Genomic DNA, 14,839 nt, shown 5'->3' with positions numbered 1-14,839 from the left:
TGGCCGTACTTCCTCTCCGTAACCTGTCATCCGAAGGAACGGGGCGGGGACACGTGGATCGATCACAGGGCACGGAAACGGGACTGGTGCTGGCCGGGAGGTACCGGCTCGGCGAAGTCCTGGGACGCGGCGGAATGGGCAAGGTCTGGCGCGCCCACGACGAGGTGCTGCACCGCACCGTCGCCGTCAAGGAGCTGACCGCCGGGCTGTACGTCGCCGAGGCGGACCGGGTGGTGCTGCACGCGCGCACCCAGAAGGAGGCCCGCGCCGCCGCCCGCATCACGCACCCCGGCGTGGTCACCGTCCATGACGTGATCGAGTACGACAACCGGCCGTGGATCGTCATGCAGTACGTCGACGGCCCGTCACTTGCCGACCGGATCAAGGAGTCCGGCGAGACCGAGCCGCGCGAGGCTGCCCGGATCGGGCTCCACGTGCTGAGCGCCCTGCGCGCAGCACACGCTGCCGGGGTGCTGCACCGCGATGTGAAGCCGGGCAACGTCCTGCTCGCGCGGGACGGCCAGGTACTGCTGACCGACTTCGGGATCGCGGCGATAGAGGGCGACTCGACCATCACCAGGACCGGTGAACTGGTCGGCTCCATCGACTACCTGGCACCCGAGCGGGTCCGCGGCGGCGACCCGGGCCCCGCCTCCGACCTGTGGTCGCTGGGCGCGACGCTGTACACCGCGGTCGAGGGACGCTCGCCGTTCCGCCGTACCTCCCCGATATCGACGATGCAGGCCGTGGTGACCGAGGACCCGCCGGTGCCCGGCAGGGCCGGGGCGCTCGCCCCTGTCATCACGGCTCTGCTCCGCAAGGAACCCGAGGACCGGCCGTCGGCCGCGGAGACGGAACGGATGCTGCTGGAGGCCATGGAGGGGCGCGAGCCCCGGTCGGCCCAGGCGTACGTCCCCACCCAGCGGGTCCCCGAGGAGGTGCTGCGCTCCATGGGCGCCGACGGCACCTCCGGCGGCGGGATCCCGCACGGCGGCACGGCCCAACTGCCCTACTCCGAGCCCGCCCCGGCCCCCGGCTCCGTGCCGGTCACCCGGCGCAGCCGTGGCCGGTGGCGCACGACGGTCGTGGTCATCGCCCTGGCGGCACTGGTGGGCGGCGGCGCGGGCATCGCCGCGATGCTGTACGCGAACCGCTCGGACGCGAACACCGGGAGCGGCGGCACGGCATCCCACGGCACCCGGTCGCCGGGGCCGGCCACCGCCACGCCCACCCCCACACCGACACCCACGCCGGACCCGGCGAAGGGGGGCGTGCCGGACGGCTGGCGACGGGTGGAGGACCCCTCCGGGTTCAGCATCCTCATGCCGATCGGCTGGGAGCGCCGGGTGGAGGGCACCAACATCGACTACACCCCGGACGACGGTGTGCACTACCTCCGCGTCAGCGTCGACCCGGCACCCGACTTCGAGCACCCGTACACGCACATGCAGAACCTGGAGACGAGTCTGCGCGAGCGGCTGCCGGACTACCGGAGCCTGGAGATGAACAGCAACGTCTACCGCGACCGCCCCGGATCCATCTGGGAGTTCACCTGGACCGAGAAGGACGGCGCCGGACCGCGGCACGCCATCGACCAGATGTACTACGCGCGGGAGGGCGGCCCGGAGTACGCGCTGTACATGACGGGGCCGGAGGGCGACTGGGACATCACCCGGGACCGGTTCAACACGATGCTGCGCAGCTGGCGCGCGCCGGCCGACGCCGGCTGATCCCGCGGGACGGGCAGGAGATTTCCGGGCAGCCGGCGGAAGGGCTCAAGATTCACTCCTCCGGAGCGGGGAGCGGAAGATAGCCCCTGATCAGCGGTTATTCAGCCAGTGATCGCTGGCTCGATTGGCGGGGGGCATCGGAGGGCTGTTGTGGGGACTGTGAAAAGCTGTTACCCACGGGTACCCAAAGCATCCGGCTCGACGTACTCTCGCCCTCATGACGGACTCGCAGGCCTCCACGTCCACCTCCGCCGCGGTTGTCGGCACCAACCCGGTGGCCGCAGCGCCCGCGGGCGTGCGCACGGCCGCCGATGTCGTGACGCCCGAGGTGATCGCCCAGCTGACCCGTGGCGTCGTCGGCTCCGGCCGTACGGCCAACCACACCCCCTTCACCGGCGAGAAGCTGGCCGACCTGCCCGAGTCCACCCCCGAGGACGTGGCGACCGCCTATGAGCGGGCCCGCGCCGCCCAGCCCGCCTGGGCCGCGACACCGGTCCGGGCCAGGGCCGCCGTGCTGCTGCGCTTCCACGACCTCGTCCTGGACCGTCAGTCGGAGGTCCTCGACCTCATCCAGCTGGAGACCGGCAAGGCCCGGCTGCACGCCCACGAGGAGGTGCAGGCGGTCGCCGTCGCCGCCCGGCACTACGGCCGCAAGGCCGGGGCGTATCTGAAGCCGAAGCGGCACACCGGTGTCGTACCGACCCTCACCAAGGTCACCGAGCTGCGCCAGCCCCGCGGTGTCGTCGGTCAGATCGCGCCGTGGAACTACCCGTTCGAGCTGTCCGTCGGCGACGCGCTGCCCGCGTTCGTCTCCGGCAACGCCGTGGTGATGAAGCCGGACACGGAGACCGCGCTGACCGCGCTGTGGGCCCGCGACCTGCTCATCGAGGCAGGTCTTCCGGCCGAGGTCTTCCAGGTCGTGCTCGGTGACGGCCCCGTCGTCGGCCCCGAGGTCGTCAAGCACGCCGACTACGTCTCGTTCACCGGCTCCACCCGCACCGGCCGCGAGGTCGCCCAGGGCGCTGCGGCCCGGCTCGTCGGCGTCTCGCTGGAGCTCGGCGGCAAGAACGCGATGCTGGTCCTGAAGGACGCCGACGTGGAGAAGGCCGCCGCCGGCGCCGTCCGCGCCTGCTTCTCCTCCGCCGGCCAGCTCTGCATCTCCATCGAGCGGCTGTACGTCCACGAGTCGATCGCCGACGACTTCGTGGCCCGGTTCGCCGCCCGTACGAAGGCGATGCGGCTCGGGAACTCCCTCGCGTACGGCGCCGACATGGGTTCGCTCGTCGGCGAGCGCCAGCTGGAGACCGTCAGCCGGCACGTCGCCGAGGCCGTCGAGAAGGGCGCCAAGCTCGTCGCCGGCGGCGTCGCCCGCCCCGACATCGGCCCGCTGTTCTACGAGCCGACCATCCTCGACGGCGTCGAGGCCCCGATGGCCGTGTGCAGCGAGGAGACCTTCGGACCGGTCGTCTCGGTCTACCGCTTCAGCGACGAGGACGAGGTCATCGACCTCGCCAACGCCACCCCGTACGGCCTCAACTCGAGCGTCTGGACCAAGGACGGCAGGCGCGGCCACCAGGTCGCCGCCCGGCTGCGGACCGGCACGGTCAACATCAACGAGGGCTACGCCCCCGCGTACGGCAGCGTGCAGTCCCCGATGGGCGGCATGAAGGAATCCGGTCTCGGCCGCCGCCACGGCTCCGAGGGCATCCTCAAGTACACCGAGGCCCAGACCGTCGCCCAGCAGCGGCTGATCCCGCTCGCCCCGTCCTTCGGGATGGACGACGCGAAGCACGCGGCGTTCATGACCCGCAGCCTCAAGGCGATGAAGTCCTTCCGCCTGCGCTGACCGGCCCGCCCATCGCCCCTTCCCTTCCCGCCCAGGTTTCTCGTACCGCACCGAGGAGAGCCATGTCCCAGGTCAGCCCTGCCCGGAATCAGTCCGTGGACCCGGAAGGAGCCGATGACGACGCCGCGTACGACTACGACGTCCTGATCGTCGGTTCGGGCTTCGGCGGCGCGGTGTCGGCGCTGCGGCTGACCGAGAAGGGGTACCGGGTCGGCGTCCTGGAGGCCGGCCGGCGGTTCACGCCCGGCACCCTCCCCAAGAACTCCTGGGATCTGAAGAACTACCTCTGGGCCCCCGCCCTCGGCCTCTTCGGCATCCAGCGCGTTCACCTGCTCGGCAAGGTGATGGTGCTGGCCGGTGCCGGGGTCGGCGGCGGCTCGCTCAACTACGCCAACACGCTGTACGTGCCCCCGAAGCCGTTCTTCGAGGACCGGCAGTGGGCGCACATCACCGACTGGCAGGACGAGCTGAAGCCGTACTACGACCAGGCCACGCGGATGCTCGGGGTCCGGCTCAACCCGACGATGACGCCCTCCGACGTCCATCTGAAGGCGACCGCCGAGGTCATGGGCGTCGGTGACACCTTCCATCTCGCCCCGGTCGGCGTCTTCTTCGGCGACGGCAAGGACGCCGACGGTACGGCGAGGACGAAGCCCGGCGGCACGGTCGCCGACCCGTACTTCGGCGGCGCCGGCCCGGCCCGCAAGGCCTGCACCGAGTGCGGCGAGTGCATGACCGGCTGCCGCCACGGGGCGAAGAACACCCTCAACGAGAACTACCTCCACCTCGCCGAGAAGGCCGGTGCGGTCATCCACCCGATGACGTCCGTCGTCGGGATCACGGACGACCCGGCGGGCGGCCACTTCGTCTCCACCGTGCCGACCGACCGCCGCAGGAAGGCGAAGCCCACCGTGCTGCGCGCCCGCAAGGTGGTCGTGGCGGCGGGCACGTACGGCACCCAGACCCTGCTGCACACCATGAAGGACCAGGGACAGCTGCCCCGTCTCTCGGCCCGCCTCGGCGAGCTGACCCGGACCAACTCCGAAGGCCTCGTCGGCGCGCAGACCTCCGACCGCCGCTACCGCAAGAAGCACGGCACCAAGGCCGATTTCACCAGGGGTGTGGCCATCACCTCGTCGATCCACCCCGACGAGAACACGCACATCGAACCGGTCCGCTACGGCAAGGGATCCAACGCGATGGGCGGCATGACCATCCTCCAGGTCCCGTACGGCACCCACCGGGTGCTGGGCTGGATCGGCAGCATGGCCAAGCACCCGACGCTCGCCCTGCGATCGCTCTCCAACCGGCGCTGGTCGGAGCGGACCATCATCGGGCTCGTCATGCAGTCGCTGGACAACTCCCTGACCGCGTACCGCAAGCCCCGCGGCATCGGGAAGGGGCTGCTCACCGCCCGCCAGGGCCACGGCGCGCCCAACCCGACGCAGATCGCCGAGGCGACGCAGAGCGCGACGCTGCTCGCCGCCGAGATCAACGGCTTCGCGGGCTCCAACATCGGCGAGCTGATGGGCACCCCGCTCACCGCGCACTTCCTCGGCGGCTGCCCGATCGGCGCGACTGCCGAGGAGGGGGTCATCGACCCGTACCACCGGCTGTTCGGCCACCCGGGCATCTCGGTCGTCGACGGTTCCGCGGTCTCCGCCAACCTCGGCGTCAACCCGTCGCTGACGATCACCGCGCAGGCGGAGCGGGCCATGTCCTTCTGGCCCAACAAGGGCGAGCAGGACCTGCGCCCGGCGCCGGGCGAGGCGTACGAACGGCTGTCGGCGGTCGAACCGCAGGCGCCGGCCGTCCCGAAGGAGGCGTTCGGCGCGCTGAGGCTGCCGTTCCTGGGGATGCCGGCGGTGCCGCCGAAGAAGACCACGAAGGCGGAGTAGGGCGGACCGGTCGGACCGGGCGGACTGGTCGGGCCGGTCCGGACAGCAGAAGGGGCTGCACCCCCCTCCGAGTGCAGCCCCTCACGCTCTACCGGTGAAGCCGTGTTACGGATGTGACCGGTGGTTCCGCATGAATGACCTGTAGGACGCCCTGATGGTTGTCCCAAGGAGGACGACATTCCGGTGTGAGGTCGGTCACGCCCCGCGACGTACCCGATTCGTGATCGGAGCGCGCGCAACTATTCCCGCAGGCCCCTGGTCGTACCCATACCGCTGTCACAGCGGTCACACAGCTACCGACGACCACAAGGGCCCGAGATGAGAAGCACGCCCCCGAGAGCAGCTCTCCGTCGTGTCACCGGAGGTTTCGCCGCAGCAGGCCTTCTGGCCGCCGCCGCTCTCGCCCTGAACACCCCGGCGCAGGCCGCGGTCCCCGAGTTCACCCTCGGCGGCCCCGCCGAGACAGCCCTGCACCCGTACCCGGCCACGGGCACCCCGCAGAAGGCCACCCTCGGCTTCACGGTCAACAACCCGTCCCTGGACGAGGAGAACGGGACCTTCGCCGACGAGTACACCGTCCGCTTCGACCTCAGCGGGATCGCCGGTGTCGCGGACGTGTCGTTCAGCAAGGAAGGCAGCGCCGACTGCCGGACCACCGGGACGACCGCTGTCTGCACCGACTGGGGCGTCTTCCCGGGCCTGAGCACCTTCGCCGACCTCGAGCTCACCGCGGCGAAGGGCAGCAAGGACGGTGACGCCGGCACCATCGAGGTCACCGCGGAGGCGCAGGGAATCACCTTCCGGCCCTTCTCCGCCCACGTCGGCATCGGCGGGCCCGACCTGTCGATGAAGCGGCTCCCCTTCAAGACGAAGCTCAAGCCCGGCGACAGCCAGCCGGTGCCCATCACCTTCACGAACAACGGCACCCGCGCGGCCGAGGGCGTGCTGCTCACCCTGCGGCACACCCGCGGCATGGCGTTCACGGAGCGGTACCAGAACTGCGAGTACAGCGAGGCCGATCTGGGCATGGGCAGCCCCGGCGCCTGGACCACCGCCCTGTGCTCCTTCGACGGCAGCTACGAACCGGGCGCCACGTACACGCTGGCCGAGCCGCCCACCATCGAGGCCACCACGCGCGCGTTCTACGACTCCTTCATCTACGGCATCACGGAGGACGGCTCCGCCGCCCGCACCGCGGGGCGGGCCGGTGCGCGGTACAGCTCCGGCGAGGGCGCCACGCTGACCCTGCGCAAGGCCCCGACGACGCGTTCGGCCGACATCGAGCCGGGCGACAACCAGCAGGACGTCGACTTCCGGACCTCCAACAGCGCCGACTTCGCGGCGTACGGGGCACGGGCCGGGGGCGCCGCCGGCGACACGGTCGAGGTGACGGTCGGATTCCGTAACCGGGGGCCCGCGTGGGTCGGGTACATCCGCTCCGGCGAGAACGTCGCCACGGTGGACATCACCGTGCCCGAGGGCGCCACGGTCATCGGCAAGCCCGCGTTCTGCCGTGGTGTGACCGCGGCAGGTGAGTACCGCGAGAACCAGAAGGCCGCCCCGCGCTACTTCTGCTCCACGCCGATGTCCGTCCGGGAGGACGCCGACTTCGCCCTTCCGTTCGAGCTGAAGATCGACAAGGTGGTCGCGGGGGCGTCCGGCAAGGTCCTGGTCCGCAACACCCACCTCGCCGACCCCGCCCTGCCCTTCGACCCGAAGCCCGCCAACAACACCGCGTCCCTGGTGCTGAACGGCAAGGACTCGGGTTCGGGCGGCACCGGCTCCACCACCGGCGGAGGTACCTCGGGCTCGGGCGGATCCGCCGCCACCGGCGGTTCCACCGGGGGATCCCCGGACAGCGGCGGCACGGCCGGCGGCTCCGGCGGTTCGACCGGCTCGTCCTCGACAGGCACCACCACCGGCGGCGGTTCCGCCAGTGGCACCACCACCGGGGGCGGTCTCGCCTCCACCGGCTCCGCCGCGCTGATGACGGGCGGCGCGGCTCTCGTCGCCCTGGCCGCGGGCGGTGTCCTCTGCACGGTGTCCCGCCGCCGTCACGTGACCCGCTGAAACCCGATCCGGACACCTGCCCCCCGAGGGCCGGTGTTCCGGACAGAGAACGGCCGGCTCCGGGCGTCCCCGGAGTCGGCCGTTCGTGAAGAGACCGGCGAGCGGTCTCTCCGAGTGACCGGGCTGCTGTCCCCTGCCGACCGGTCACGCACGCCGGTGCGCGGTCCCACGGCGTACATGCAGTACGCCACACGCCACGGCGGAGCCACGCGTGGTTTCTTCTTCCAAAGCCGCCCCTGGCTGGCACGGACACCGGGACCAACGAAGCCGTGCGGGGCCCGGTCACGCGCCGTACGGGTGAGAGTCCGCCCGAACTGGGATACGCCCTTACAGCCCTGCCCACCCTTGGGGCGCCTGACCTGCGGTGCGTCACACGCGGCCGCGGCACAGCTCCAGCAGGGTCATCGCGAGGGAGGTGCCGGGCTTGCCCAGCGCGTCCCGGTACTGGCCCAGGATCTCCATCTCGCGGGAGAGGTTGACCCTGCGGCCGCCGGAGGTGATCCGGGCCTCCTGGATGACCGTGGAGACCGCCATCCGTTCCTGGACGAGGCCGATGATCCGGTCGTCGAGGGCGTCGATGCGCCCCCGGGCGTCCGCGATCAGGGACGCGGCCTCGTCGGTGTGCGCGCCGGTGACCTCGGTGGGGGTCTTGGCGGGGGTGGCGGGCCTGGCGGTTGCGGTGCTGCTCATGGCGGGTCTCCCGGTGGGGTGCGGCCCCCCGGGGCCGACCGGGCCCGGAACGCCAGAACGCCCCGGGCCTGTCGGCCCGGGGCGCCTGGAACGTTGCTTGTCAGTTGCTCAAGCAGCACGACCATGGCAGCCGGCGGGCCGGGTGCCATAGGTAAAGACGAAGGTCGTGTGCTGACGCATGGGGGACAGTATGGCCCCGGTGGCGGGCCCGGGCCAACGCCCGGCCCGGATGGTGAGACGGCCGCGTGTCCGTCCCCCGGGCGCCGGTGCGACGAGGGATGCCCCCGGCCCGTAACCGCTGCGACGAGGGATGCCCCCGGCCGCCGGTAGAATCGGAAGAACCGACCCCCTCTCCACCGCCGGAAGGCCGCCCCCGTGCCAGCAGCACCCCCCGCCGCCCCCGACACCACCACCGACGTGGTCCTCGTTGTCGACTTCGGCGCGCAGTACGCCCAGCTCATCGCCCGACGGGTCCGTGAGGCCCGGGTCTACAGCGAGATCGTGCCGTCCACGATGCCGGTGGCCGAGATGCTGGCCAAGAACCCCCGGGCGATCATCCTGTCCGGCGGACCCTCGTCCGTGTACGCCGAGGGCGCGCCCTCGCTCGACCGCGCGCTGTTCGAGGCCGGGGTCCCCGTCTTCGGCATGTGCTACGGCTTCCAGCTGATGGCCACGACGCTCGGCGGCACCGTCGACGACAACGGTGCCCGTGAGTACGGCCGCACCGCGCTCGCCGTCTCCAAGTCCGGCTCCACCCTCTTCGAGGGCACCCCGGACGAGCAGTCGGTGTGGATGTCGCACGGCGACGCCTGCTCCGCCGCCCCCGAGGGCTTCACCGTCACCGCGTCCACGGACGTCGTCCCGGTCGCCGCCTTCGAGAACGACGAGAAGAAGCTCTACGGCGTCCAGTACCACCCGGAGGTCCTGCACTCCACGCACGGCCAGCAGGTCCTGGAGCACTTCCTCTACCGTGGCGCCGGCATCGAGCCGAACTGGACGACCACCAACGTCGTCGAGGAGCAGATCGCCCTCATCCGCGAGCAGGTCGGCGACAAGCGCGCCATCTGCGGTCTGTCCGGCGGCGTGGACTCGGCGGTCGCGGCGGCCCTCGTGCAGAAGGCCATCGGCTCCCAGCTGACCTGTGTGTACGTCGACCACGGGCTGATGCGCAAGGGCGAGACCGAGCAGGTCGAGAAGGACTTCGTCGCCGCGACCGGCGCGAAGCTGAAGGTCGTCGACGCGGAGAAGCGCTTCCTCGACGCCCTGGCCGGTGTGTCCGACCCGGAGCAGAAGCGGAAGATCATCGGCCGCGAGTTCATCCGCGTCTTCGAGCAGGCCCAGCTGGAGATCCTCCAGGAGGAAGGCCCCGAGGTCGCCTTCCTCGTCCAGGGCACGCTCTACCCGGACGTCGTCGAGTCCGGCGGCGGCACCGGCACCGCCAACATCAAGTCGCACCACAACGTGGGCGGGCTGCCCGACGACATCGAGTTCCAGCTCGTCGAGCCGCTGCGCCAGCTGTTCAAGGACGAGGTCCGGATGGTCGGCCAGGAGCTCGGCCTGCCGGAGGAGATCGTCCAGCGCCAGCCCTTCCCCGGCCCCGGCCTCGGCATCCGGATCGTCGGAGAGGTCACCAAGGAGCGGCTCGACCTGCTCCGCGAGGCCGACGCCATCGCCCGCGAGGAGCTGACGGCGGCCGGCCTGGACCGTGACATCTGGCAGTGCCCGGTGGTCCTGCTCGCGGACGTCCGCAGCGTCGGCGTCCAGGGCGACGGCCGCACCTACGGTCACCCGATCGTGCTGCGCCCGGTCTCCTCCGAGGACGCCATGACGGCGGACTGGTCGCGGCTGCCGTACGAGACCCTCGCCAAGATCTCCACTCGCATCACCAACGAGGTCGCCGACGTCAACCGCGTCGTGCTCGACGTGACGAGCAAGCCCCCGGGCACCATCGAGTGGGAGTGATCCTCCCCTCACCGCTCGTGCCGATGCCGCCGTCCGTTCCCACGGGCGGCGGCATCGCCGCGTCCCCGGCTCCGAATCGATGGCCGATACCTCTGGCCACCTGCGGCGACCGGCGGTAACTTCCGATCCCGTACGCCTGATCCCGTACGCCCGGGAGTCCTGAGGAGTCGCCATGCCCGAGCCCACACCCGTACCCGTGGACCAGCTCCGCTTCGCCATGCCGCCCGTCCACGCCTCCGTGGAGGAGGAGCGCGCCCATCGCAAGGAACGCCTGGCCGGGGCGCTGCGTCTGTTCGGGGAGTACGGGTACGAGGACGGCGTCTCCGGACACATCACGGCGCGCGACCCGGAGTTCGGCGACTGCTACTGGGTCAACCCCTTCGGTGCCCCCTTCGACGGGCTGCGGCCGGACGAGCTGATCCTGGTGAACGGTGAGGGCCAGGTCGTCGAGGGGAGCCGGCACGTCAACCAGGCGGCGTTCGCCGTCCACGCGCAGGTGCACCGGGCCCGCCCCGACGTCGTCGCGGTCGCGCACACCCACTCCGTGCACGGCAGGGCGCTGGCCGCGCTGGGGGAACTTCTCGAGCCGATCACCCAGGAGGCCTGCGCCTTCTACGAGGACCACGCGCTGTACGACGCGTACACCGGGGTCGTCGTGGACGAGGAGGAGGGGCGCCGGATCGCGGCCGCGCTCGGGGCGCGCAAGGCCATCGTGCTGCGCAACCACGGGCTGCTGACCGTGGGCGACTCGGTGGACGCGGCCGCCTGGTGGTTCCTCGCGCTGGAGCGGTCCTGTCAGGTGCAGCTGGCCGCGCGGGCTGCCGGGAAGCCGGTGCTGATCGAACACCGGGACGCGGTCACCACCCGCGAACAGCTCGGCAGCGACCTGGTCGCCTGGATCAACTACCAGCCGCTGTGGAGCCGGATCTCTCGAACATTCTGACGATCCCACCCGCCCGGTGTGCCCCGATGCGGGAACCTCCCGCACCGTACGGCACAATTCGCAGCAATCACAGCCGAGTTGGGTTGATCAACGGCTGTACCGGGGCGGGAAAGGGCGGCGTTCTCCGTGGCGTTGGACGAGGCGAGACAGAGCACGCACGGCGGTGGCTGCACGTGTGGCGACTGCCCGCACGGAGCACGCCAGGGACACCGGCGCGCGGTGGCCGCCTTCCTGGCCAAACGGGACGAACTCGCCGCAGGCCAGGGGCTTCCCGCCGGGGTCGCCCAGTCGCCCTCCGCGACCAGGCAGTGGGTCTCGGACGAGCTGACCCAGTCCGCGCGCGCTGTCGCCGACCGCGGCCGCGAGGCCGGTGACGCCTGGCTCTACCGGGTGTGGCAGCGCACCCTGGTCATCGTCTGGGGCGCCGTCGCCGTACTGGCCGTCGCCGAGGCCGCCACCGCCATCGGGGCCGGCTGGACCCACGCCCGCACCGCCGGCCTGGTCGCCGGACTCGTCACCGCGGGACTGCTCACCGCGGCCGCCCATGTCCACCGGGCGCGCGGCGGCCTCCTCGCCCCGCTGATCGGCGAGGACAACCGGCTCTCGACCTCCCGTGCGGTCGCCGCTTCCTGGGTGCTGCTCGCCGTCTTCTCCGTACTCGTCCTCGCCCTCCAACTGGCGGGCGCCTCCGGCCACGCACAGCGCGACGCGCTGATCGAGGGCCTGGACCTGGCGCGCGGCGCCGGGGTGGTGACCGTGCTGGCGCTGGTGTGCGCCATCGCGGTGGTCGTCCGGCGGGTGGTGAGCGTACGGGTGCTGTCCGGGCGGCTGCAGAAGCTGCGGGCGGACCGGCCGCGCGCCGCCGACCTGCTGACCGACGACTCGGGGCGCGGCGGGTTCACCGATGTGCAGTACGTGCTGGTGTCCACCGTCGCCGTCGTCTTCGCCGCGGTCCGGCTCGCCCGCCGCCCCGAGCAGCTGCCCGACCTGCCGTGGGGGCTCGCCCTGCTGGTGGCCGTCTCGGCGGCCACCTACTTCGCCGGGAAGTACACCGAGGGCGGCCGGCCCGTGGTGCTGTCCGTGGTCCGGGCCCGTGAGGCGGGCGACCTGGACGCGCCGATCCGTACCGGCGACGACATCGAGATCCGCGGCGCGGGGTTCGTGCCGCCCGGCGCCGGGGCCCCGGACCGGCTGGCCCGCATGGTCGTGCGGATCGGCCCCGTCCACGTACACGTGCCGATGGTCCCGGTCACCGGTGGCTTCGCCAACCCGACCGACACCGTGCTGACCGTGCCGGTGCCGGTGGAGGTGGAGCCGGGGGTGGTCGAGGTGCAGGTGGTGACCGCGTCCGGGGCGGAGTCGAACCGCGTCGCGATCGACGTGACCGACTGACCCGGGCGGCCGCGCCGCCGTGGTACCGAAGCACGATGAACTCGACCGCGCACCTGGTGAGCCGGGCGTTCGGGACGTACGTATGGTCTGGTGACGGATCGAACGGTCCGGCGAGGGTCGAACGGCTCTGTTGACGGACCCGGCGGTCCGGCGGCAGAGGCTGCGGAAGGCGGGAGAACCATGCACGGGTACGGCACGAACGGGCGCGGTCTGGGCGAGGCCAGGAGCCTGGGGGAGCTGGCGCGGGAGCACGCCCTGCTGCCCTTGCGGATCTTCCTCGGGGTCACCTTCATCTACGCCGCGCTCGACAAACTGACCGACAGCGCCTTCTTCCACGCCACGGGAACCGGTTCGATCGGCGAGCAGATGACGGCCGTCCGCGACTCCTCCGCGATCCCGGCCCTCGTCGACCTCGCGCTGAAAAGCCCGTCCGGCTTCGGATACGCCATCGCCTTCGGCGAACTCGCCGTCGGCATCGGCACGCTGCTGGGCCTGTGGACGCGGATCGCGGCACTCGGCGGGGCGCTGATCTCGCTCAGCCTGTGGCTCACCGTCAGCTGGCAGGTCTCGCCGTACTACCTCGGCAACGACCTGATCTACCTCATGGCCTGGCTGCCGCTGCTGCTCGGCGGGGCCGCGTCGTTCTCCGTGGACGCCTTCCTTGCGACCCGGCGGCGCCGGATCCGGTAGGCGACCCACGTCACGGTGGCGGCCAGCCACAGGCCGCCCACGAAGAGCGGGACGAAGAAGACCCACGGGGCGTTCCACAGGTCCGCCGCGTCGGCCGCGTAGCCGGCGGCCAGCGCCAGCATCACCAGGCCGGCTACGGCCCGTCCGGGCCGGAACTCATGACGCAGCACGGGTGACCTCCACCTGTCCGATGCCGACTTCCAGATCGAGCTCGACCGTGCCGGCCGGCTTGCTGCCCTCGGCCGGCGGCAGTGTCCGGTGCTCGTTCTGCGAGAGCCGGATGTCCACATCGTCCTGGCGCCGGTCGGCCGTCAGCGCGATGTCGCCGAGGCCGGCTCGCGCGTACACCTTCACGGTGACCGCCTTCGGCACCCGCACGACGATCCGGCCGGCACCGAGCCCCACCTCGGTCCTGACCGTGTCACCCGCGGGTACGGCGACCCGGGTGAGGTCCAGCTTCGCCTCCCCGGAGCCCAGTTGGTACCGCGGCTGCACCGCGGTGGCCGAAGCGGGCCGCCACTCCTTGCGCGCCCAGTCGGTGGTGATGTCCTTGGGCAGGACCGACGCCCCCGCGAGCAGTCCGGCCGTGATCATCGCCAGCAGGAGCGTGCCGAAACCGGTCCGGCCGGCGAAGGCGCTGATCAGCATCCCCAGCCCGAACACCGCGAGCGCGGCGGCCAGCCCGATCTGCAGACTCGTGCCGAGCGGGTGGGAGTCCCAGCTCAGGCCCGAGCCCAGACCGCCCGCGATCATCGCGTTGACGAAGACGGCACCGCCGATCGACCGAGGCCCCCGGACCTCCCGCGACCGCTGCGGCGGGCGGAACGCGGCGTCGGCCGCCGTCCGGGGCGCACCCTCCGCCCGGCCGTCGAGAACGGCGTCCGGCGGTCCCCACAGATAGCCCGCACCGGCCGGCCCCGTGGTCCCGTCCTTGACGATCGGGTCGCGCCACCAGGACGGGCCGGACGGCGTCGGCGGCGCCTTCACCTCGGGCGGCGCGTCCGATACCGCCCGCTCGGCCGCCGGATGCGTCCGCTCCTGCGGATCGGCCGTCCTGCGGTGCTGCGTCCAGACGGTGAAGCCGATGACCGCGAGCGAGAGCATCGCGGAGAACGCCAGCGTGCCGCTGTTGCCCAGCATGGACAGGAACAGACCGCAGCCGATCAGCGCGCACAACGCCGCGACCAGCGACGACCCCTCGACCCGGCCCGACAGCAGCCGGCGCGCCTCGTTCTCCTCCTCGCCCTCCAGCGGGATCAGCAGCCACGCGAAGCCGTAGAAGATCAGTCCGATGCCGCCGGTCACGGAGAGCACGCCGAGTACGATCCGGAAGATCACCGGATCGACGTTGCAGTACCGGCCGAGCCCGCCGCACACCCCGGCCACCACCTTCTGCCGCGAGACGCGGTGCAGCTGCGGCACGGGCCCGGGGGGCGGTACGACGCCGGGGGGCGGTACGACGCCGGGCGGCGCATCCTGGGGAACGGTCATGGCTCCATGGTGACGGCCGCCGGCCGCTTCCGGCACCCGCCCCGACCCTGGCCCGTCCCTGATATTGGCCCGGCCGACCCTGAGGGGGCCCGCGCAGCGTTCCGGCGTTCTCAGGGTAGATGTGGGG

General features: G+C 71.9%; 11 protein-coding genes. 8 read left to right on the top strand and 3 right to left on the bottom strand.

The window, feature by feature from the left end; all coding sequences use genetic code 11:
• Positions 1–53 precede the first annotated feature (53 nt).
• From ACIOEW_RS11425 to ACIOEW_RS11410, 4 genes are all read left to right on the top strand, one after another.
• Positions 54–1,730 carry a serine/threonine-protein kinase gene (locus ACIOEW_RS11425; RefSeq protein ID WP_401963388.1) on the top strand — a complete coding sequence of 559 codons (1,677 nt, stop codon included), beginning with the start codon at positions 54–56 and terminating at the stop codon, positions 1,728–1,730.
• A 217-nt stretch (positions 1,731–1,947) separates the two neighbouring features.
• A complete protein-coding gene (locus ACIOEW_RS11420; RefSeq protein ID WP_362546079.1) occupies positions 1,948–3,576 on the top strand; it encodes a succinic semialdehyde dehydrogenase in 1,629 nt (542 codons plus the stop codon).
• Between the two features lie 62 nt (positions 3,577–3,638).
• Positions 3,639–5,474: a GMC family oxidoreductase gene (locus ACIOEW_RS11415; RefSeq protein ID WP_362546082.1), complete on the top strand. Its 1,836-nt coding sequence runs from the start codon at positions 3,639–3,641 to the stop codon at positions 5,472–5,474.
• Between the two features lie 318 nt (positions 5,475–5,792).
• Complete coding sequence (locus tag ACIOEW_RS11410; protein ID WP_401963386.1) at positions 5,793–7,544, top strand: peptidase; 1,752 nt, start codon at positions 5,793–5,795, stop codon at positions 7,542–7,544.
• Positions 7,545–7,913: 369 nt separating this feature from the next.
• Here the strand turns inward: ACIOEW_RS11410 and ACIOEW_RS11405 are convergent, their stop codons facing one another.
• Positions 7,914–8,234 carry a chorismate mutase gene (locus ACIOEW_RS11405; RefSeq protein ID WP_362546088.1) on the bottom strand — a complete coding sequence of 107 codons (321 nt, stop codon included), beginning with the start codon at positions 8,232–8,234 and terminating at the stop codon, positions 7,914–7,916.
• A gap of 375 nt (positions 8,235–8,609) precedes the next feature.
• Here ACIOEW_RS11405 and guaA point away from each other — a divergent pair, with 375 nt between their 5' ends.
• From guaA to ACIOEW_RS11385, 4 genes are all read left to right on the top strand, one after another.
• A complete protein-coding gene (gene guaA / locus ACIOEW_RS11400; RefSeq protein ID WP_362546091.1) occupies positions 8,610–10,196 on the top strand; it encodes a glutamine-hydrolyzing GMP synthase in 1,587 nt (528 codons plus the stop codon).
• A 172-nt stretch (positions 10,197–10,368) separates the two neighbouring features.
• Positions 10,369–11,139: a class II aldolase/adducin family protein gene (locus tag ACIOEW_RS11395; protein ID WP_401963385.1), complete on the top strand. Its 771-nt coding sequence runs from the start codon at positions 10,369–10,371 to the stop codon at positions 11,137–11,139.
• 126 nt (positions 11,140–11,265) lie between these two features.
• The gene (locus ACIOEW_RS11390; protein WP_362546096.1) at positions 11,266–12,531 is read left to right on the top strand and encodes a hypothetical protein; all 1,266 of its coding nucleotides are present in this window, start codon (positions 11,266–11,268) and stop codon (positions 12,529–12,531) included.
• Positions 12,532–12,711: 180 nt separating this feature from the next.
• Positions 12,712–13,221, top strand: a complete 510-nt coding sequence (locus ACIOEW_RS11385; protein ID WP_362546099.1) for a DoxX family protein — start codon at positions 12,712–12,714, stop codon at positions 13,219–13,221.
• On the opposite strand, the gene ACIOEW_RS11380 is transcribed toward ACIOEW_RS11385, so the two are convergent.
• On the bottom strand, positions 13,128–13,391 hold the full coding sequence (locus ACIOEW_RS11380) for a hypothetical protein (protein WP_362546102.1): 264 nt from the start codon (positions 13,389–13,391) through the stop codon (positions 13,128–13,130). The two genes, ACIOEW_RS11385 and ACIOEW_RS11380, sit on opposite strands and share 94 nt — an antisense overlap.
• Entirely contained in the window at positions 13,378–14,712 is a 1,335-nt protein-coding gene (locus tag ACIOEW_RS11375) for a PspC domain-containing protein (RefSeq protein ID WP_401963383.1), read from the bottom strand. Before ACIOEW_RS11375 ends, ACIOEW_RS11380 begins: the two co-directional genes overlap by 14 nt.
• Positions 14,713–14,839: the final 127 nt, after the last annotated feature.

Origin of the sequence: Streptomyces sp. NPDC087901, from assembly GCF_044742205.1 — a bacterium.
In the GTDB taxonomy this organism is placed as follows: domain Bacteria; phylum Actinomycetota; class Actinomycetes; order Streptomycetales; family Streptomycetaceae; genus Streptomyces.
Note: the sequence above shows the minus strand (reverse complement) of the source record. Positions and strands in the feature narration are given on the sequence as shown.

Bases quoted from the DNA above. Each gene is read 5' to 3' on its own strand.
- ACIOEW_RS11395 (WP_401963385.1), top strand. From the start codon at position 10,369: ATGCCCGAGCCCACACCCGTACCCGTGGACCAGCTCCGCTTCGCCATG.
- ACIOEW_RS11375 (WP_401963383.1), bottom strand. From the start codon at position 14,712: ATGACCGTTCCCCAGGATGCGCCGCCCGGCGTCGTACCGCCCCCCGGC.
- ACIOEW_RS11415 (WP_362546082.1), top strand. From the start codon at position 3,639: ATGTCCCAGGTCAGCCCTGCCCGGAATCAGTCCGTGGACCCGGAAGGA.
- ACIOEW_RS11420 (WP_362546079.1), top strand. From the start codon at position 1,948: ATGACGGACTCGCAGGCCTCCACGTCCACCTCCGCCGCGGTTGTCGGC.
- ACIOEW_RS11410 (WP_401963386.1), top strand. From the start codon at position 5,793: ATGAGAAGCACGCCCCCGAGAGCAGCTCTCCGTCGTGTCACCGGAGGT.
- ACIOEW_RS11385 (WP_362546099.1), top strand. From the start codon at position 12,712: ATGCACGGGTACGGCACGAACGGGCGCGGTCTGGGCGAGGCCAGGAGC.
- ACIOEW_RS11405 (WP_362546088.1), bottom strand. From the start codon at position 8,234: ATGAGCAGCACCGCAACCGCCAGGCCCGCCACCCCCGCCAAGACCCCC.